The following is a 19,547-nucleotide window of genomic DNA, read 5'->3' as shown; positions in this document are numbered from 1 at the left end:
GCGGCGAGGGTTTGAGGCCTATATCGGCGACATGACCCCCGCTTCGCCTGGCCTGGACGACCGACTAGACAAGGCCGCCGCCGCGCAGGATCCGCGCGCGGCGGTCTCTTTCGTTCTGCGCGAGGCCTATGACGCCGCCCGCACCCGCGCCGAGCGCAAGCTGGACGCGGGTCTGAAGGGCCGCGAGGTCGCCCGACTGTACGCCGCGGCCGCCGACGACATGCTGACGGCCCTGTGGCGGGTGGCGACCGAGACCCTGTTTCCCGTCTCGCCCGTCGAGAGCGAGCGTCTGTCGCTGGTGGCGGTCGGGGGCTACGGGCGGGGCGTCCTGGCGCCCTTCTCGGACCTCGATCTGCTGTTCCTGCGCCCGGCCAAGGCGACGCCGCGCGGCGAGAGCGTGATCGAGTTCGTCCTCTATGTGCTGTGGGATCTGGGGGTGAAGGTCGGGCCGTCGGTGCGCTCGGTCGAGGAATGCCTCAGCCTGTCGCGCACAGACATGACGGTGCGGACGACCCTGCTCGAGGCGCGGCCGCTGGCAGGCGATCAGCGCCTGGCCGAGCTGATGATCGGTCGGTTCCGCGAGATGGTGTCCAGGTCCGACCCGCGCCCCTTCATCGCCGCCAAGCTGGAAGAACGGGCCGTGCGGCACGAGAAGTCAGGCTCGACGCGCTACAAGGTCGAACCCAACGTCAAGGACGGCAAGGGGGGCTTGCGCGACCTGAACACCCTGTACTGGATCGCCCGGTCCCTGGCCCCTGAAAGCCGGCTGGGCGCGACGGTGATGGACGAGCTGTTCACCCCGCGTGAACGGCGCACGTCTGACGAGGCGTTCGACTTCCTGTGGCGGGTTCGCATTCACCTGCACCTGATCGCGGGGCGCGCCGAGGAGAAGCTGACCTTCGACATGCAGCCCGAGGTGGCCCGGCGCATGGGCTGGCGCGGGCGGGGCGACGAGCCGGCGGTCGAGCGGTTCATGCGCCGATATTTCCTGGTGGCGCGCGACGTCGGCGCCCTGACCCGCGCCATGTCGGCCAAGCTGGAGGCGCGTCACCAGAAAACGGCGCAAGGCCTGTCGCGCCTGATGACCCCGTTCCGTCCGGCGCGCCGCAAGCTGGAAGTCGAGGGGTTCTGGGTCGATCAGGGGCGGCTGTCGGTCGAGGGACCGGATGTGTTCGCGGCCGACCCGGTCAAGCTGCTGACCCTGTTCGTCTGCGCCGACAAACATGACCTTGATCTGCACCCCGACGCCTTCTCGGCCGTGACCCGGTCTCTGTCGCTGGTGACGCCGCGGCTGAGGCGCGATCCCGCGGCGACGCGGGCCTTTCTGGACGTGCTGGCCCATGGTCAGCGGCCCTATCGCGTCCTGACCATCATGAACGAGACAGGCCTGTTGGGGCGGTTCCTGCCCGAATGGGGCCGGATCGTCGGCCAGACCCAGTTCAACATGTATCACGCCTATACGGTGGACGAGCACACGCTGCAGGCCATCGGCGTCATCAACGACATCGCGCGCGGCAAACTGACGGGCGATCACCCGATGGCCAGCGAGATCGTGCATCTGATCTCGGACATGGAAGCCCTGATGCTGGGGATGCTGCTGCACGACGTGGGCAAGGGCGGCGAGCGGGGGCAGCTGGAGGACGGCGCCATCGCCGCGCGCCGGGCCTGCGAGCGGCTGGGCGTTGATCCCCGCCGCATCGAACTGGTGGTCTGGCTGGTGCGCAGTCACCTGGCGCTCAGCGACTATGCCCAGAAGCGCGACCTGTCGGACCCGGCCACGATCCGCGCGTTCGCCGAACTGGTTGGCGATCCCGAACGGTTGCGGATGCTGCTGGTCCTGACCGTCGCCGACATCCGGGCCGTGGGGCCCGGGGTGTGGAACGGCTGGAAGGGTCAGCTGATGCGCACCCTCTATAATCAGGTCGCCGCCCTGTTCCGGGGCGAGGACGTGGCGCGTGAGGATCCGCTGTCGGTCCACCCGGCCCTGGTCGAACGGGCGCGCCGAACCGGGGCGGCGGCCGAAGCCGCGCCAGTGTCGCCGGTTGAAGGATTGCCCGTCCAGGCCACCGAAATCTCCATCGCCGCCGTCGACCGACCCGGCCTGTTCGCCGACCTGGCCCAGACCATGGCCGCCCTGGGCGCCGATGTCACCGACGCGCGGGTGGCGACCGAGGACGGGGTGGTGCTGGACGTCTTCCGCGTTCAGGACGGGGCGGGCGCAGCCTATGGCCAGGCCGAGCCGCGAAGGTTGACGACCCTTGTCGAGGCGCTGGAAAAGGCCGCGCGCGGCGAGGGCCGGATCGGCCAGGCGCCCCAGCCGGCCGGCAACGCCCGAAAGGCCGCCTTCGAAGTTCGGCCCGTGGTCATGGTCGATCACCACGCCAGCGAACTCGCCACCGTGGTCGAGGTGTCATGCGCCGACCGGCCCGGCCTGTTGGCCGATCTGTCGCGCGTCTTCAACGACGAGGGCCTCAGCATCCGCTCGGCCCATGTGGCCAGCTATGGCGAGCGGGCGGTGGACAGTTTCTATGTCGTGGACCGCAAGGGACGAAAGCTGACGTCCGAACAGCGGGTCACCGAATTACGGACGGCGTTGGAGGTCGTTCTGGACAGCCGCGCGCCTGCGCCGGCCGGCCGCAAGGTGCGCTCGGCCCGGGCCAGCGCCCGCGACGTCTCCGAACTGGGTCGGCGGGCGCGCAAGCCCATATCGCCGGGCGAGCAAGCGCGCTAAGCGAAATCGATCTTCCGCTCTCTGTCGAATGTCCGCATGAGCCTCGCCCGCAACACCCTGGTTCAGTCATCGCTGACGCTCGGCAGCCGCTTGTTGGGCTTCGGGCGCGATCTCGCCCTTTCAGCGACCTTTGGCCAAGGCCCCCTGATGGACGCCTGGTCCACAGCCATAATGCTGCCGAATATGTTTCGTCGCCTGTTCGCGGAGGGCGCATTCGCTCAGGCCTTCGTGCCGGTTTATGGCGGGGTGCGCGCACGTCAGGGCGAGGAGGCCGCGGCCGTCACCGCGTCCGAGGCGCTCAGCTTCATGCTGGCCATGGTGGCGGGCTTCTGCATCCTGTTGCAGGTGGTCATGCCGTGGATCATGCCGTGGCTGCTGTCCGCCTATCAGGGCCAGCCCGAGGTGCTACGCGCCGCCGTGACCGCAACCCAGCTGGCCATGCCCTATCTGGCCTGCATGACCGTGGCGTCCTTGCTGTCCGGTGTGCTGAACACCGGCGGCCGGTTCGCCCTGTCCGCAGCCGTGCCGGTTTTTCTGAACCTGTGCACCCTGGCCGCCCTGGTTCCGCCCATGCTTCTGCCCATCCCGCAGGAGACGGTGCTGATGATGGTGACGGCGGCGGTGACGGTCTCTGGCGTCATTCAGGCGGGCCTGTTGTGGTGGGGCGTGCGGCGTCTGGGCGTGCGGCTGAAGATCGGCCTGCCGCGCCTGACCCCCAATGTCCGTCACACGCTTGCCCTGGCCGTGCCCGGCGCGCTGGCGGGCGGCGCCCTTCAGATCAACTCCCTGGTGTCGCAGTTCCTGACCGGGTCGGACGAGGGCGCGCGATCGGTCCTCTACAACGCCGACCGTCTGTATCAACTGCCGCTGGGTCTGGTCGGCGTCGCCATCGGCCTGGCCCTGGTGCCGCGCCTGACCAAGGCCTTCGTCGCCGGCGACCACGCGGGCGGCCAGCGTACCCTGGACGACGGGATCAACCTGGCCATGGCCTTCACCCTGCCGGCCGCCGTGGCCCTGTTCGTTATTCCCTTTTTCATCATCGACGCCACGGTGACGCGCGGCGCCTTCACCTCGGCCGACGCCAGCCGCACCGCCGATGTCCTGCGCCAGTTCGCCTGGGGCGTGCCCGCCTTCGTCCTGGCCAAGGTGCTGACCCCGCCCTTCTTCGCCCGTCAGGACACCCGCCGCCCGATGATCTTCGCCATCACCAGCGTGGTCATCACCGTGGTCCTGGGGTCGGGCCTGTTCTTCTGGTTCCGCAGCCAGGGCTGGGACGGCGTGCTGGGCCTGGCCATCGCCACCAGCACCTCGGCCTGGGTCAATGTCGGCCTGCTGGGCGGGGTTCTGGTGCGCGAGAACAGCTGGCGTCCGTCGCCCGCCTTCCTGTCACGCATCGGCCGGGTCATCGCCGCCAGCGGTGTCATGGCCGCCATCCTGTTCGCCGCCAGCATCAACTATCGACTGTTGAGCCATGTCTTCCTGGCCAAGGAGATCGCGGTCCTGATCGTCTGCGGCGCGGGCGCGGTTCTGTACGGCGCCTGTCTGTTCGCTTTCCGGGCCGTCACCGTGTCGGAACTGAAGGCCACCCTGCGGCGCGAGCCGGGCGGAGGCGTGGCGTCCGGTCTGGACTGACCGGCCCCGAACCGATAAGCGCGAGGCCATGACGAACTCGGGCTTCATTTTCGACCTGCGATGGCGCGGCTGAACAGCCGCTCCTTTCGCCATGCCTGACACTGATTTTTCGAGACCCGATCCATGACTGACCCGACCCCGGCCCCCGCAGCTCCGGCCTATGACGGCCCGCGCCGCATCCTGTCCGGCATCCAGGCCTCCGGCGCCCTGCACCTGGGCAACTATCTTGGCGCGCTGACGCGTTTCGTCGAGCTTCAGGACCAGGGCGCGCCGGTCTTCGTCTTCGTCGCCGACATGCACGCCATCACCGTGTGGCAGGACCCGGCCAAGCTGGCCGCCCAGACGCGCGAGATCGCGGCCGCCTATCTGGCCTCGGGGCTCGATCCGGCCCGGTCGATCATCTTCCCCCAGTCGGCGGTGCGCGCCCACGCCGATCTGGCCTGGGTCTTCAACTGCGTCGCCCGCCTCGGCTGGCTAGACCGGATGACCCAGTTCAAGGAGAAGTCGGGCAAGCACAAGGAACGCGCCTCGGTCGGCCTCTACACCTATCCGGTGCTGCAGGCGGCGGACATCCTGCTGTACAAGGCGACCGAAGTGCCGGTCGGCGAAGACCAGAAACAGCATCTGGAACTGACCCGCGACATCGCCGCCAAGTTCAACAACGACTTCGGCGTGCCCGGCTTCTTCCCCGTGCCCGAACCCGTCATCCAGGGCCCGGCGACGCGCGTCATGTCCCTGCGCGACGGGGCGGCCAAGATGTCGAAGTCGGATCCCTCAGACAACAGCCGCATCAACCTGACCGACGACGCCGACACCATCGCCGCCAAGATCAGGAAGGCCAAGACCGATCCCGAACCGCTGCCGGAAACCCTGGACGGCCTGAACGACCGCCCCGAAGCCAAGAATCTGGTCGCCATCTACGCCGCCCTGTCGGGCCAGACCCGCGAGCAGGTGATGGCCGAGTTCGGCGGTCAGGGCTTTGGCGCCTTCAAGCCTGCATTGGCCGATCTGGCGGTATCGTCCCTGGCGCCCGTCACGGCGGAAATGCGCCGCCTGCTGGATGACCCGGCCGAGATCGACAGGGTGCTCAAGGACGGCGCTGAGCGCGCCGCCGAGGTCGCCGACCCAGTGGTCGATGAGGTCAAGACAATCGTCGGTTTCTGGCGCCCCTAGGGGGCCTGATCCCGTCTTCTGCGATTTTCGGATGCGGCGACCCGTCAAGGGTTTCATCAGGCGCAGCCCGCCCCTAGATCAGCGGTCATGAGCCACCCTCTCGACCGCGCCGTCTGGAACGCGCTGAACACCCGCCTGTCGTCGCTGACGACGCCGGATTCCAGTTTTCACGCCGTTCGCATCGACCCGGAGGTCGGGGTCTTCATGGCCTGCGCCGACCGTTCGCCCGACAGTCTCGCGGCTATGGGCGACCTTGCACGGACCTATCCCGGCGCGGGCTTGATCGAGGTCGAAGGCAGCGCCATCGCCGACGTCCTGCCGGTCGGGGCGGGTGTCGTCGGCCGCGTACCTCTGGTTCAGATGACCGCGCGGGCCGTGACGGCGGGCGGCAAGTCGGTCGTCTATGACACCCTGACCGAGGCCGACGCCCCGGCCATGCTGGCGCTGGCGACCCTGACCAAGCCGGGTCCGTTCCGGTCGGCGACCCGCAAGCTGGGTCCCTTCATCGGCGTGAAACAGGACGGCGAACTGATCGCCATGGCCGGGCGACGCCTGCGCGTGGACGGCTTCACCGAACTGAGCGGCATCTGCACCCATCCCGACCACCGCGGCCGGGGTCTAGCCGCGGCTCTGTCGCGCGCGGTGGCCGCCGAAATTCTGGCCAGCGGAGAGACCGTCTTCCTGCACGCCTTCGCCGATCACGAGGCGACCATCGCCTTCTACCGCTCGCTGGGCTTCGAGGTTAGGGCGCGGATGACCTATACGATCCTGGCGGACTGAAGGAGGAGCGCGGCATGGGTGTCTATGAGGCCAGGATCGTTTGGGAGCGCGGCGACCAGCCGTTTCTGGACAAGCGTTACAGCCGCGCCCACAGCTGGACCTTCGACGGCGGGGCGGTGGTGCCCGGATCGTCGGCCCCGTCCAGCGTGCCCCTGCCGATGTCCGACGCCTCGGCCGTCGATCCGGAGGAGGCGATGATCGCCTCCCTGTCCAGCTGTCACATGCTGTGGTTCCTGGCCTTCGCCGCCAATGCGGGCCTGGTGGTCGACACCTATGCCGACGAGGCGTCGGGCAGGATGGGCCAGGACGATCACGGCAAACGCTATCTCGCCGAGGTGACGCTGCGCCCCTTCACCAGTTTCGCCGGCCGCGAACCGGATCAGGCCGAGATCGATGCCCTGCACCGCCAGGCGCACGACCATTGCGAGATGGCCCATTCGGTGCGAGCGGTCATCACGGTCGAGGCGACGATCGGTTAGGCGGCGACCGCCGTCTCTTCCTCGACCAGCGACCGGAACAGGGCGTGGGCGGCGGTCATGCCGTCCGAAGTCGCCAGGGTGATGTTGGAGGCGGCCCGGGCCAGGTCGCCGGCGGCGAAGACGCCCGGCTGGGTCGTCTGCTGCAGGCCATCCACCTTGATCACCCGCCCCATGGGGGTGTCGATCATTTCGCATCCCAGATGTTCGGCGAAGGGGCTGGCGACGCGAACATTGGCGCCGACGAAGATGGCCTTCAGCGCGACGAACCGACCGTCGATAAGACGCGCCCCTGTCAGGGTCGGGGCCTCGCCTTCCAGCCGCGCGATCGGCGTGGTCTCGATGATCACCCCGCGCCGATGCAGCAGATGGGCGTCTTCGGGCGACAGGCCGGTTTCCAGCCCCATGAACAGGGTGACCTGGCCCCATTCGGCGACGGTCGCGGCATATGGGACCGCATGATCGCCGCGCCCCAGTACGCCGATGGGGCCGCCGCCGATCTCGTACCCGTGGCACCAGGGACAGTGCAGGGCGGTGCGGCCCCAGCGTTCCCTCACGCCAGGAATATCGGCCAGCACGTCCTCGACCCCGTGCGACAGCAACAGCCGTCGGCCAGTGGTCCTGGTCCCGTCGGCGAAGACGACCTGAAAGCCGCCGTCGATCCGTTCGACGGCCACAGCCTCGGCCATGCGGAAGGCGGCGGTGGGGTAGGCCGCGACCTGGGCGCGGGCCACGGCGGCGATCTCCGCGCCAGGCTTGCCGTCGTTGGACAGGACCCCGTGGGCGCGGGCGGCGAACCGGTTGCGCGGCCGGCCGTCGTCGATGACCAGGACGCGGCGGCGCGCCCGCACCAACTGCATAGCGGCGGACAGGCCGGCGTAGGAACCGCCGATGATCAGGGCGTCGTGCGGCATGACGTCAGGACTTTGGGCTGTGGACATGGAGCAGATTCCTCTTGGGATGGGCGGCCATGCGGCGGGAGAAATCCGCCGCCAGATCGGCCAGGGTGATTTCGTTCAGTCGTGCGACCAGCAGGGCGCGGGCGGCGGCGTAGGTTTCACCCAAGGCGTCGTTCACCGCCGCCTCGACCAGACAGCCCTCGGCCTCGACCGGCGGGGCGTCGGGGATCAGGCCGGGCTCGCCCAGCGCCACATGGACCTGGCCCAGGCTGACCTGATCCAGCGGCCGCGCCAGACGCCAGCCGCCGCCGCGCCCCTTCTCGGACGCCACCAGCCCCTGTTCGCGCAGGCCGGCCATGGTCCGACGCACCACCACCGGATTGGTCGACAGACAGACGGCCAGCTGGTCTGAGGTCATCGGCGCTCCGGTTCGCGCCTGACGCTCGGCCATGTGTAGCAGGGCATGGAGGATGTTTGAGAGACGGCTGTCGCGTTTCATGTAACTTCAATTGTTACGTGATAGGCCGTTCGTCAAGCCGGGAGCCTGAGATTCTTTTTCAGGCCAGCAGGCTCGTCCAGATCGCCAAAGCGGTCAGCAAACCGCCCGAAAGCACGCCGCCTGCAAAGGCCAGCGCCACACGATCCCGTTTAGACAGGATGAGATTCATTGGATTGCTCCGTCTCAACGCCGCGCTTCAGGTATGTGGCGCCACGTCGATCAGGAATGCGCGGAAACGACGCAGCGCCTCCTGGGTCAACTCCGGGTCATGACGCATCGGCCCGTTGTTGGTGGGCTCGTCGAAGGCGTGGGTGCCGGCGGCGATCCAGCTTTCGACCTGGGCGCCGCAGTCGCCGATCATCGCATTGACCCGTTCGGCGTTGCGCACCGTGGTCAGGTGGTCGCGTCTGCAGGTCACGGCCAGAACCTTCGGACAATGCCGCCACGGCTTCATCCGGTTAAAGGCGAAAGGCCCGATATAGGGATACATCAGCCATACGGCGCGCACCCCCGACAGGTCGGCGTCGCCGGGGTTCGACACCCCCATGGCGCCGGGGGCGGGCGCGGCGCTCATCATCTCCATGATCGACCAGCCGCCGTGGCTCCAGCCGCCCAAGGCCAAGCGGGTCGCATCGACATCGGGCCGGGCGGATACGCCCTGGATGGCGGCCAGCACGTCGCCGGCGCGTTCGTAGCCCCGGAACGACAGGCCGCTGCAGACCGCCGTCAAGGTGAAGGCCCGGCCCCAGCCGCGCGGCCCGTAGGAATCGATGATGAAGGCGCGCCAGCCCCCCGCCCTGGCCGCCGCGGCATAACGGGGCAGATGATCGCGCAGGCCGCCGCAGCCGTGGAACAGCAGGACCGCCGGGCGCGGCGCGGCGTCGTCCGGCCCGACAACGATCATATGCGGTTCGAGGCGGGCCCAGCGGCGCTTCAGATCGTCCATCCCCGCTTTACGCCGCAGCTTGAAGGCGAAAACCAGCCCCCTTGCGCATTTCGATATTCAGATATATCTAAATCGTCGTGAACAGATATATCGAAAAGGAATCACTTATGCGATCCATGGGGATGTTCAGAGGCCGCCGCGACGACTGCGGCGGACACCACGACCGCCACGGCGGCTTCGCCTTCGGTCACGGTTTCGGGAGAGGGATGCGCGGTCCGCACCGCGCCGACTTCGGACCGGGCTGGGAAGGGCGCGAGGCGCGCGGACGCGGTCACGGCCATGGCCGTCGTGGCGGCGGACGTCTGTTCGACCACGGCACGCTGCGCTGGGTGCTGCTGTCGCTGATCGCCGAAAAGCCCAGCCATGGCTATGAGCTGATCAAGGCGGTCGAAACCAAGCTGGGCGGCGCCTATTCGCCCAGCCCCGGCGTCATCTATCCCAGCCTGACGCTGCTGGAAGAGATGGGCGCGTTGGAATCCGAGGCCCAGGGCGGCAAGAAGCTGTACACCATCACCGGCGCCGGCCGCGCCATGCTGGCGGAGAACGAAGAGGTCCTGAAGGCGGCCGAGGCGACGATGGACAAGTTCGCCGCGCGCGCCATGCGGCCCGCCGCCATCCACGACGCCATAGGACGGCTGCGCCACGCCATTCACGCGCGTTTGTCAGGAGAGACCGCCCTGACGGAGTCTCAGATCCAGGCCATCGCCGCCCTTCTGACCGAGACCGCCGACAGGGTGGAAAAGGCATGAGCGACACACCTCGCATCACCCGTCGTGTGCGGCACGATCTGAAGTTCCGCACCCTGAACGTGGCCTCGGTTCAGGACCTGACGCCCGATCTTCGCCGCTCCGTTCTGGAGGGGCCGGACCTGGCGGGCTTCGTCTCCCTGGGGTTCGACGATCATGTGAAGATCTTCCCCGCAGCCGAGGGGCAGGCGCCGATCCTGCCCACGGTGGGGCCGGACGGGCCGATCTTTCCCGAGCCGCGTCCGCCCGCCCGCGACTATACGCCCCGCGCCTATGACCCGGCGACGAACCGGCTGACGCTGGACTTCGCCATCGGCCACGGCGGACCGGCCACCGAATGGGCGACGGCGGCCAAGGTCGGCTCGGTCCTGGGAATCGGGGGGCCGCGCGGCTCCTTCGTCGTGCCGACCGACTTCGCCGATCATGTGCTGATCGGCGACGAGACCGCGCTCCCCGCCATCGCGCGCCGGCTGGAGGAATTACCTGCGGGCGTGCGCGCCCATGCGGTGATCGAGGTCGCCGATGCGGCGTCCCGTCTGGATTTGGACAGCCCTGCCGAGGTCGCCTTGACCTGGGCGACGCGGGACGGCGCCCCGCGCGGCCGGGCCGAGACCCTGTTGGCGGCGGTCGAAACGGCCCTGACCGGCGTCGATCGATCCGACGCCTATGTCTGGATCGCCGCCGAGGCGGACGTGGCCAAGGCCCTGCGCGCCCGCGCCTTGGCGCTCGGCTTTTCGCCAAAGGCGATGAAGGCGGCCGGCTATTGGCGGCTGGGCGGAACGGGCGGCGAAAAGATCAACCTGGACTGAAGCCAGCGCGCCGCAGCGTCAGGTTCAGACGCCCGCCGCCAGGGATCAGGCGCGACGAGCCCGCCAGCACGCGGTCGATCCCGTGCCGGGCCAGGCGCGCCGGCCCCGTCAGGGCGCAGACGTCGCCGCTGTTCAGTCTGAGGCTGGTGGTGCGTCCGCCCCTGGCCGGGCCGATGCGGAAAACGGCGGCGTCGCCCAGCGACACCGACAGGACCGGCGCGCCGAGATCGGCTTCGTCGCGATCCTGATGCAGACCCATCCTGGCCCCGTCGCGGTACAGATTGACCAGACAGGCGTCGGGCGGTTCGGGCCAGTTCACCGTGTCGCGCCATAGGTCCAGCAGCACGTCCGGGATCGCGGGCCAGGCACGGCCCGTCTCCGGATGCGTCGCCTGATATCGATAACCCGCCCTGTCCGACACCCAGCCCAGCGGACCGAAATTGCTCATTTCGACGGAGAAGGGCCGCCCGCCGGGCGTGATCGGCCGATAGGGCGGCGCGTCCCGCAGCCGCGCGAATACGTCCGCGACCAGCGCCGCCTGGCCCGCCGCATCGAACGCCGCGGGCCACAGTCGAAAACCCTCGACGGCGGTGTCGACTTCAGCGGGTGTACGTGTCGTCGCTGACCTCACAGACATTGATGCGCGACCGTGTCGGCTCCTGGCCATAGGTGAACCCTGATCAGAAATCATAGCCGCATGGGTCCGAGCCGTCATCGGCCTTGATGCGCGTGTTCCGGCCATCCCGAGCGCCTTCGACTTTCATCGTTCTTGGAGCGGTCCGAATCGCAGATCGCCCTTGCGGGGCCGGGGGATTTTCCCATATCGGGGCCAGCTTCGGAGAAACCCCGCGAAAACTGGGGCTATCCGGCTCCTGCAACGCCAACCCAACCCGGGGGCGGTCACGCGCGGCGCTTCGTCGAAGGCCGCCGCATCGCCCGCTGAAACGAGAGAGACAAAGAACGCCCATGGCCAAGATTATCGGCATCGACCTCGGCACCACCAACTCCTGCGTGGCCGCCATGGATGGCAAGGCCCCAAAGGTCATCGAGAACGCCGAAGGCAACCGCACGACCCCGTCGGTCGTCGCGATCCAGGACGGCGCCGAAGTGCTGGTGGGTCAACCCGCCAAGCGCCAGGCCGTGACCAACCCCTCCAACACCTTCTTCGCGATCAAGCGCCTGATCGGCCGCAGCTTCGACGATCCGGTGGTCGCCAAGGACAAGGGCATGGTGCCCTATGAGATCGTCAAGGGCCCGAACGGCGACGCCTGGGTGCACGCCTTCGGCAAGGACTATTCCCCCCAGCAGATTTCGGCCTTCATCCTGCAGAAGATGAAGGAATCGGCCGAAGCCTTCTTGGGCGACAAGGTCACCCAGGCGGTCATCACCGTTCCGGCCTACTTCAACGACAGCCAGCGTCAGGCCACCAAGGACGCCGGCAAGATCGCCGGCCTGGAAGTGCTACGCATCATCAACGAGCCGACGGCGGCGGCCCTGGCCTATGGTCTGGAAAAGAACGACGGTCAGAAGATCGCCGTCTATGACCTGGGCGGCGGCACCTTCGACGTCTCGATCCTGGAGATCGGCGACGGCGTCTTCGAGGTGAAGTCCACCAACGGCGACACCTTCCTGGGCGGCGAGGACTTCGACCTGCGCCTGGTCGACTATCTGGCCGACGAGTTCAAGAAGGAGCAGTCGGTCGATCTGCGCCAGGACAAGCTGGCCCTGCAGCGCCTGAAGGAAGAGGCCGAAAAGGCCAAGAAGGAACTGTCGACCACGACACAGTACGAGGTCAATCTGCCGTTCATCACCATGAACGCCTCGGGCCCGCTGCACCTGAACATCAAGCTGACGCGCGCCAAGCTGGAATCCCTGGTGGAAGACCTGGTCCAGCGGACGATCGAGCCGTGCAAAAAGGCCCTGGCCGACGCCGGTCTGAAAGCCTCGGACATTGACGAAGTCGTCCTGGTCGGCGGCATGACCCGCATGCCCAAGGTCGTGGAAGCCGTGAAGGCCTTCTTCGGCAAGGAACCGCACAAGGGCGTGAACCCTGACGAGGTCGTGGCCCTGGGCGCCGCGGTTCAGGCCGGGGTTCTGCAAGGCGATGTCAAGGACGTGCTGCTGCTGGACGTGACGCCCCTGACCCTGGGCATCGAGACCCTGGGCGGCGTCTTCACGCCCCTGATCGAGCGCAACACCACGATCCCGACCAAGAAGAGCCAGACCTTCTCGACCGCCGACGACAACCAGTCGGCCGTGACGATCCGCGTCTTCCAGGGCGAGCGTCCGATGGCGTCCGATAACAAGATGCTGGGTCAGTTCGACCTGATGGGCATTCCCCCCGCACCGCGCGGCATGCCCCAGATCGAGGTCGCCTTCGACATCGACGCCAACGGCATCGTCAACGTCTCGGCCAAGGACAAGGCGACCAACAAGGAACAGTCGATCCGCATCCAGGCGAACGGCGGCCTGTCGGACGCCGACATCGACAAGATGGTCAAGGAAGCCGAGGCCAACGCCGCCACCGACAAGGCCAAGAAGGATCTGGTCGAGGCCCAGAACGCCGCCGACAGCCTGATCCACTCGACCGAGAAGGCCCTGGCCGAACACGGCGACAAGGTCGGCGCGGACGAGAAGACGGCCATTGAAACCGGCCTGAGCGAGCTGAAGACCGCCCGCGACGGCACGGACCCGGAAGACATTCGCGCCAAGACCAACACCCTGGTCCAGGCCTCGATGAAGCTGGGCGAAGCCATGTACGCTCAGCAGCAGGGCGCGGGCGAAGGTGAGGCCGCGCCGGCCGACGACGGCGTGGTCGACGCCGAGTTCGAGGAAGTCTCGGACGCGGACGGCGACGACAAGAAGAGCGCCTGATCCGCAACAGGTCGCTGAAATGATACGGCCCCGCTTGTCTTGCGATAGGCGGGGTCTTTTCTTGAAACTTGCATCATTCGTCCCGGCCCCCATGTCAGCCGGGACACCGTAGCTCCGTCATCGCCCGCAGAGGCGCAATGGAGCCCGGCAGGGGAAGTATGAGGACGAACGCCCGATGGCGCGTGACTATTACGAGGTTCTGGGCGTCGAACGCACGATCGACGCGCCCGGTCTGAAGGCCGCCTACCGCAAGCTGGCCATGATCCATCACCCCGACCGCAACGGCGGCTCGGAAGAGTCGATGGCCCAGTTCAAGGAAGTCTCCGAGGCCTATACCGTCCTGTCGGACGAGAACAAGCGCGCGGCTTATGATCGGTTCGGCCATGCGGGCGTCAACGGCGGCGGGGGCGGCAATCCGTTCGGCCAGGGCCAGCAGGGCTTCTCCGACATCAACGACATCTTCTCTCAGGTGTTCGGCGATGCGTTCGGCGACGCGTTCGGCGGCCGGCAGGGACGGGGCCAACAGGGCGGACCGCGCCGTGGCTCGGACCTGCGCTATGATCTGGAGATCACCCTGGAGCAGGCCTACAGGGGCGAGGACGTCGAACTGGACATCCCCTCCACCCTGACCTGCGACACCTGCGAGGGATCGGGCGCCAAGCCGGGGACAAAACCCGTCACCTGCACCACCTGCAACGGCGCGGGGCGGGTGCGCCAGGCGAACGGCTTCTTCCAGGTGGAACGCACCTGCCCCCGTTGCCATGGGCAAGGCCAGATGATCGCCGATCCCTGCCCGACCTGCCACGGTCACGGCCAGGTGCGAAAGACCCGCACCCTGAACCTGAAAATCCCCGCCGGCGTGGACGACGGGTCGCGCATCCGCCTGTCGGGCGAAGGCGATGCGGGCCAGCGCGGGGGACCGCGCGGCGATCTCTACGTCTTTATCTCCGTAACGCCGCACGACCTGTTCGAGCGCGACAACCTGGATCTGCTGGTCACCGTGCCCGTGCCGATGACGGTGGCGGCCCTGGGCGGCGAGATCGACGCCCCCTGCCTGGTCTCCACCGCCTGCGACGGCAAGTGCAAGGCTTCAGTCGCCGTGCCCGCAGGCGCCCAGACCGGCAAGACGGTGCGCATCAAGGGCAAGGGAATGCCCCATCTGAACGGCCGCAACCGCGGCGATCTGGTGGTGGAACTGTTCGTCGAGACGCCCACCGATCTGACGCCGCGCCAGCGTGAGTTGCTGGAAGAGCTTGCCCTGTCGTTCGGAGAGGGGCAAAACCCCCGGAATTCCAGCTTTGCCGGAAAGGCGAAGCGTTTCTGGGCCGACATCCTGGGCAACCAGGACGCGGACGGGTCGAAAGAGAACGCGGCTTGAGCGCAATCTTCCACGCCGGCATTTCCGGCTATCGCGGCCGGATGGGCCGCGCGGTTTCTCAGGTGCTGGATGCCCGCGAGGACGTGGTGGTCGCCGCCCGGTTCGACTGGGGCGAGACCGCCGACCTGTCGCTGTGCGACGTGATCATCGACTTCTCGACGCCCGACGCCTCGGTCGTTCTGGCCGAAAAGGCGGCCGAAAACGGCGGCCCGGCCCTGGTTATCGGTTCGACCGGCTTCACGCCCGAGCAGGAGGCCGCCCTGCTGAAGGCCGCCGAAAAGGTGGCCATCGTCAAGAGCGGCAACTTCTCTCTAGGCGTCAATATCCTGATCGGCCTCGTCCAACACGCCGCCCAGCGTCTGGACGCCCGGGACTGGGATATCGAGATCACCGAGGCCCATCATCGCCGCAAGGTGGATTCCCCCTCCGGCACCGCCCTGATGCTGGGTGAGGCGGCGGCCGAGGGTCGGTTCTCCGATCTGGCCGAGCTGCGCACCGCGCCCTACGACGGCGTGCAGGGCGAGCGGGAACCGGGCAAGATCGGCTTTTCCTCGATCCGCGCGGGCGGGATCGTGGGTGAACACACCGTGCTGTTCGCCTCCGAGGACGAGGTTTTGACCCTCAGCCATTCGGCCATCGACCGGTCACTGTTCGCGCGCGGCGCCGTCGCGGCCTCCGCCTGGGTCCGCACCCGTCAGCCCGGCCTCTACGACATGCAGGACGTGCTTGGGTTCAGGCAAGCCTGAACCCAAGCTTGATGTCTGAGGCGCTTCGCGCGCGCTCCGATCGGCCAGTGGACAGGCTATCCGGTCGCTCACGACTTGAGCGCATAGTAGGTGGGTGCGGCCGTTAGGCCGCGTCGTCCTGAGCGGGCAGGCCGTAGGCGTCCCATAGGGAACGGTCCTTCAGCATCTTGGCCAGGAAGGCGACGTGGGCGGCCTGTTCCTCGGGCGTGGAGCGCGGGGCGAGGGGGCGGGGACGCGGACCATAGGCCGCGACCTGGATGGTCCCGCCCTGGCTACGGCCGACCGGACCCGACGACAGGTCCAGCACCCGCTCCTTGCCGCCACGCAGTTCCAGATACACCTCGGCCAGCAGGCGGGCGTCGATCAGGGCGCCGTGCAGGGTGCGCTCGACCAGAGACACCTTGTAGCGTTTGCACAGGGCGTCCAGCGAGTTGGGCATGCCCGGAAACCGGCTTTGAGCCAGTTTCAGCGTGTCGATCCAGCGCGCCTCGCCCGTGATGGGCCGGCCGCAGCGATTGTATTCGAAGTCGATGAAGTTGCGGTCAAAGGCCGCGTTATGGGCGATCATCGGGGCGTCGCCGATGAATTCGATCAGGTCGTCGGCGATCTCGGCGAACTTGGGCGCGTCCTTCACCTTTTCGTCGGTGATCCCGTGCACGCGGATAGCGTCGGGCGGGATCAGACGCTCAGGGTTGACGAAGCGGTGGAAGGTGCGGCCCGTGGGCAGCAGGTCCTGAATCTCGATGCAGCCGACCTCGATCAGCCGGTCGCCCGTCTTGGGGTCGAAGCCGGTGGTTTCGGTGTCCAGAACGATCTCGCGCGCCATGCGTCCTTAATGGGGGCGTTCGGCGTCGGGCGGAAGGGCGTCGCGCCGACCACGGAGAGATATCCACGCCGGATCCAGCACGGCATCGACCACGGCCCCGACCTGGGCGCGGGCGACATCCAGACCTCGGCCGGTGTCGATGACGAAATCGGCGCGCGCGCGCTTTTCCGCATCGGGCAGCTGGCGCGCCAGGATGGCCTCAAACCGTTCGCGCGTCATGCCGGGTCGGGCCAGCACCCGTTCGGCCTGAATGGCCGGATCGGCCGAGATCACCACCACCGCATCCACCCCGGCGTCGCCGCCGGTTTCGAACAGCAGGGGAATATCGAGCACGGCCAGGCGCACGCCTGCCGACCTGGCCGCCTCCAGATCCTCGGCGCGGCCCGCCGCGACCAGAGGATGGACGATGGCTTCCAGCCGCCGAAAGGCGGTCTCGTCGCGCCCCAAGGCCTCGGCCAGTCGTGTGCGGTCCACCGCGCCGTCCGCCACCACGCCTGGGAAGGCCGCGCCCACCGGCGCCACGGCCGCGCCGCCAGGGGCGTAAAGCCGATGCACCGCCTCGTCGGCGTTCCAGACCACGGCGCCCCGATCGGCGAACATGGCCGTGGTCGTCGACTTGCCCATGCCGATGGAGCCTGTCAGGCCGATCAGGATCACTCCGTCTCTCCCAGATGAGCCAGCACACGCTGGCGCACGTTGGTTTCGGGGACGGCGCGCCCGAAGATGGCCTCGAACGATGGGCGCGCCTGGCCGATCAACATGGCCAGACCATCGACCCCGACCAGACCCCGCGCCCGGGCGGCGGCCAGCAGCGGCGTTTCGAGCGGGCGATAGGTCATGTCCATGACCACCGTGTCCGCTTCCAGCCGCCCGACATCGAGATCGGGCCGGACGCTGAGCGCATTGACCACCAGGACGGCGCCTTTGAAGGCGTCGTCCGCCTCCGCCACCGTCACACCCGCGCCAAGATCGGCGGCCAGTCGTTCGGCCCGGTCGCGCGAGCGATTGAGGATGCGAACACTGGCCCCGGCCGCCGTCAGCGCGCTGGCCGCCGCGCGGGCCGCCCCGCCGGCCCCCAGAATCACCACCGGCCGGCGGTCGACCCCAAGGGCCGGCGCCTGTTCCGTCAGGGCGTTCATCAGCCCATAACCATCGGTGCTGTCGGCGTTGATGCGGCCGTCCTCGAACACCAGCAGATTGGCCGACCCCGCCAGACGGGCGGCCTCCGACACGCGATCCGCAGCGGCGAAGGCCTGTTCCTTATAGGGGGCGGTGATGTTCAGCCCGCGCAACCGACCCGAACGCCCCTGATCCAGCAGGGCCGCGAACTGGTCGGGCGTCTCCGGGCCGTAGGCGACATAGGCGGCGTCCAGGCCCGCCGCCGTGATCCAGGTCGTATGGATCAGCGGGCTGAGCGAATGGGCGATGGGCCAGCCGACGACCCCGGCCTGAACGGTCATGGCGCCAGCACCCCGGCTCGGCGTAGTTCCGCCAGAACGGGCCACAGCGGCAGGCCCAGCACGGTGAAATAGTCGCCGTCCACCCCCTCGAACAACTGCGCCCCCAGTCCCTCCAGCCGATACGAACCGACGCAGGACAGCAGGGCCGCGCCCTCGGCCGCCAGATAGGCGTCCAGAAAGGCGTCGGAAAAGTCGCGCATCCGCATTTCGACCGTGTCGACCCCCGACCAGACGATCTGCCCCCTGGTCGCCAGGGCGGCGCCGGAATGGAGCTGATGCGACCGACCGCGCATCGTCTTCAGCCGATCACGCGCCTCGTCCAGCGACCGGGCCTTGGACACCAGCCCCCCGTCGAAGGCCAGGGTCTGGTCCGACCCCAGCACCCAGACGTCAGCGTCGTAGCGCGACACGGCCAGGGCCTTGGCCTCGGCCAAACGGACGGCCAGGGCGGCGGGATCCAGGTCGCCGGATACGGCCTTGATCGCGTCCTCGTCCACCCCGGCGACACGCACGTTGAACGCCACCCCGGCGTTTTCCAGCATGGCCCGCCGCGCCGCGCTCTTGGAGGCCAGGATCAGGGGCTGCGCGGTGTCGCTCACCAGGTGGTTCCGATCTTATGGTTGCGATGCTCGCTGAGCAGATTGGTGATGGCGGCGGCCGTCTCCTCGACCGACCGTCGGCTGACGTCGATGGTGGGCCAGCCCCGGCGTTCGAAGGCCCGACGCGCCCTGATCGTCTCGTCGCGCACCGCCTCCTGATCGGTATAGGCGGATGAGGGATTGGCGTTCAGATTGTCGATCCGGTTGCGACGGATCTGCACCAGGCGATCCGGCGAGACGGTCAGGCCGATGACCAGAGGATTCTTCAGCCTGGTCAGCCGCTCGCCGTCCTCCTGACCCGGCACCAGGGGGACGTTGGCCGCGCGGATGCCGCGATGCGCCAGATAGATGCAGGTCGGGGTCTTGGACGTCCGGCTGACGCCGCACAGCACCACATCGGCCCCCTCCAGCTGCTCCAGCGAACCCTGGCCATCGTCATAGGCCATGGCGAAGTCCAGCGCCGCGATCCGATTGAAATAGTCGTGGTCCAGGGCGTGCTGGGCGCCGATGCGGGTGGACAGGGCAGCCCCGAGATAACGCGACATGGCGCCCACCAGGGGATCCAGCGCGCCGATCTGCGGCATGTCCAGCCGACGACAGCCCTCTTCCAGCTGTTCGCGCAGATCGCGGTCGACCAGGGTGTGGAGCACCACGCCAGGCGCCGAGGCCACCTCTTGCAACACCCGCTCCATCTGCTTTTCGGAGCGGACCAGGGCGTAGATGTGCTCGATGGGGATGACGCCGTCGAAGCGGGCGGTGACGGCCTTGGCCATGGCGTTCAGCGTCTCGCCGGTGGAATCCGACACCAGATGGACGTGGAAATAGGTGGCCAGACGACCCGGATTGGACGGCCGGACGCCGGGCGGTCGGGCAGGGCTCATACGGTCTGTCTCCCTGTTGAAACTTCGGGGACGGCGGAGGATCGCCGGGGCGCCTTTTTTCTTAGCCGGTCTGTGTTCGCGCCGCGAGCGGG

Annotated in this window: 19 protein-coding genes; 10 read left to right on the top strand and 9 right to left on the bottom strand. The window is 68.1% G+C overall.

What is annotated here, in order from left to right; all coding sequences use genetic code 11:
• The first annotated feature begins 31 nt into the window (after positions 1-31).
• The 5 genes from glnD (at position 32) to P0Y50_04265 (ending at position 6,795) form a co-directional block, all read left to right on the top strand.
• The gene (glnD, locus tag P0Y50_04285; protein ID WEK40833.1) at positions 32-2,731 is read left to right on the top strand and encodes a [protein-PII] uridylyltransferase; all 2,700 of its coding nucleotides are present in this window, start codon (positions 32-34) and stop codon (positions 2,729-2,731) included.
• 36 nt (positions 2,732-2,767) lie between these two features.
• The gene (gene murJ / locus P0Y50_04280; protein ID WEK40832.1) at positions 2,768-4,363 is read left to right on the top strand and encodes a murein biosynthesis integral membrane protein MurJ; all 1,596 of its coding nucleotides are present in this window, start codon (positions 2,768-2,770) and stop codon (positions 4,361-4,363) included.
• Between the two features lie 123 nt (positions 4,364-4,486).
• Positions 4,487-5,536, top strand: a complete 1,050-nt coding sequence (trpS, locus tag P0Y50_04275) for a tryptophan--tRNA ligase (protein WEK40831.1) — start codon at positions 4,487-4,489, stop codon at positions 5,534-5,536.
• 87 nt (positions 5,537-5,623) lie between these two features.
• Complete coding sequence (locus P0Y50_04270; GenBank protein ID WEK40830.1) at positions 5,624-6,316, top strand: GNAT family N-acetyltransferase; 693 nt, start codon at positions 5,624-5,626, stop codon at positions 6,314-6,316.
• Between the two features lie 14 nt (positions 6,317-6,330).
• Positions 6,331-6,795: an OsmC family protein gene (locus P0Y50_04265; GenBank protein WEK40829.1), complete on the top strand. Its 465-nt coding sequence runs from the start codon at positions 6,331-6,333 to the stop codon at positions 6,793-6,795.
• Here the strand turns inward: P0Y50_04265 and P0Y50_04260 are convergent.
• The 3 genes from P0Y50_04260 to P0Y50_04250 all read right to left on the bottom strand — a co-directional run bounded on the left by P0Y50_04260 (position 6,792) and on the right by P0Y50_04250 (position 9,136).
• Positions 6,792-7,733 (bottom strand): NAD(P)/FAD-dependent oxidoreductase, encoded by a 942-nt coding sequence (locus P0Y50_04260; protein WEK40828.1) that lies wholly within the window; start codon positions 7,731-7,733, stop codon positions 6,792-6,794. The genes P0Y50_04265 and P0Y50_04260 overlap by 4 nt on opposite strands.
• Positions 7,711-8,190 (bottom strand): Rrf2 family transcriptional regulator, encoded by a 480-nt coding sequence (locus tag P0Y50_04255; GenBank protein ID WEK40827.1) that lies wholly within the window; start codon positions 8,188-8,190, stop codon positions 7,711-7,713. Before P0Y50_04255 ends, P0Y50_04260 begins: the two co-directional genes overlap by 23 nt.
• A gap of 196 nt (positions 8,191-8,386) precedes the next feature.
• Positions 8,387-9,136: a dienelactone hydrolase gene (locus P0Y50_04250; protein ID WEK40826.1), complete on the bottom strand. Its 750-nt coding sequence runs from the start codon at positions 9,134-9,136 to the stop codon at positions 8,387-8,389.
• Between the two features lie 116 nt (positions 9,137-9,252).
• Here P0Y50_04250 and P0Y50_04245 point away from each other — a divergent pair, with 116 nt between their 5' ends.
• Positions 9,253-9,885, top strand: coding sequence for a PadR family transcriptional regulator (locus tag P0Y50_04245; GenBank protein WEK40825.1), 633 nt, complete (start codon positions 9,253-9,255; stop codon positions 9,883-9,885).
• Positions 9,882-10,691 (top strand): siderophore-interacting protein, encoded by an 810-nt coding sequence (locus P0Y50_04240; GenBank protein ID WEK40824.1) that lies wholly within the window; start codon positions 9,882-9,884, stop codon positions 10,689-10,691. The genes P0Y50_04245 and P0Y50_04240 overlap by 4 nt, the downstream gene beginning before the upstream one ends.
• On the opposite strand, the gene P0Y50_04235 is transcribed toward P0Y50_04240, so the two are convergent.
• Entirely contained in the window at positions 10,678-11,328 is a 651-nt protein-coding gene (locus P0Y50_04235) for an alpha-ketoglutarate-dependent dioxygenase AlkB (protein WEK40823.1), read from the bottom strand. The two genes, P0Y50_04240 and P0Y50_04235, sit on opposite strands and share 14 nt — an antisense overlap.
• 329 nt (positions 11,329-11,657) lie before the next feature.
• Here P0Y50_04235 and dnaK point away from each other — a divergent pair, with 329 nt between their 5' ends.
• From dnaK to dapB, 3 genes are all read left to right on the top strand, one after another.
• Positions 11,658-13,565, top strand: coding sequence for a molecular chaperone DnaK (dnaK, locus tag P0Y50_04230; GenBank protein WEK40822.1), 1,908 nt, complete (start codon positions 11,658-11,660; stop codon positions 13,563-13,565).
• Positions 13,566-13,740: 175 nt separating this feature from the next.
• Positions 13,741-14,943 (top strand): molecular chaperone DnaJ, encoded by a 1,203-nt coding sequence (dnaJ, locus tag P0Y50_04225; protein WEK40821.1) that lies wholly within the window; start codon positions 13,741-13,743, stop codon positions 14,941-14,943.
• Positions 14,940-15,689 (top strand): 4-hydroxy-tetrahydrodipicolinate reductase, encoded by a 750-nt coding sequence (dapB, locus tag P0Y50_04220; protein WEK40820.1) that lies wholly within the window; start codon positions 14,940-14,942, stop codon positions 15,687-15,689. Before dnaJ ends, dapB begins: the two co-directional genes overlap by 4 nt.
• Before the next feature lie 103 nt (positions 15,690-15,792).
• Here the strand turns inward: dapB and dnaQ are convergent, their stop codons facing one another.
• Genes dnaQ through P0Y50_04195 form a run of 5 tightly spaced genes read right to left on the bottom strand, consistent with a single transcriptional unit; the run spans position 15,793 to position 19,455 of the window.
• Positions 15,793-16,515, bottom strand: coding sequence for a DNA polymerase III subunit epsilon (gene dnaQ / locus P0Y50_04215; protein WEK40819.1), 723 nt, complete (start codon positions 16,513-16,515; stop codon positions 15,793-15,795).
• 6 nt (positions 16,516-16,521) lie between these two features.
• The gene (gene coaE / locus P0Y50_04210; protein WEK40818.1) at positions 16,522-17,172 is read right to left on the bottom strand and encodes a dephospho-CoA kinase; all 651 of its coding nucleotides are present in this window, start codon (positions 17,170-17,172) and stop codon (positions 16,522-16,524) included.
• Complete coding sequence (locus P0Y50_04205) at positions 17,169-17,975, bottom strand: shikimate dehydrogenase (protein WEK40817.1); 807 nt, start codon at positions 17,973-17,975, stop codon at positions 17,169-17,171. Before P0Y50_04205 ends, coaE begins: the two co-directional genes overlap by 4 nt.
• On the bottom strand, positions 17,972-18,574 hold the full coding sequence (locus tag P0Y50_04200) for a Maf family protein (GenBank protein WEK40816.1): 603 nt from the start codon (positions 18,572-18,574) through the stop codon (positions 17,972-17,974). The genes P0Y50_04205 and P0Y50_04200 overlap by 4 nt, the downstream gene beginning before the upstream one ends.
• On the bottom strand, positions 18,571-19,455 hold the full coding sequence (locus P0Y50_04195; GenBank protein WEK40815.1) for a kinase/pyrophosphorylase: 885 nt from the start codon (positions 19,453-19,455) through the stop codon (positions 18,571-18,573). Before P0Y50_04195 ends, P0Y50_04200 begins: the two co-directional genes overlap by 4 nt.
• Between the last annotated feature and the right edge of the window lie 92 nt (positions 19,456-19,547).

This window comes from Candidatus Brevundimonas colombiensis, from assembly GCA_029202665.1.
In the GTDB taxonomy this organism is placed as follows: domain Bacteria; phylum Pseudomonadota; class Alphaproteobacteria; order Caulobacterales; family Caulobacteraceae; genus Brevundimonas; species Brevundimonas colombiensis.
Note: the sequence above shows the minus strand (reverse complement) of the source record. Positions and strands in the feature narration are given on the sequence as shown.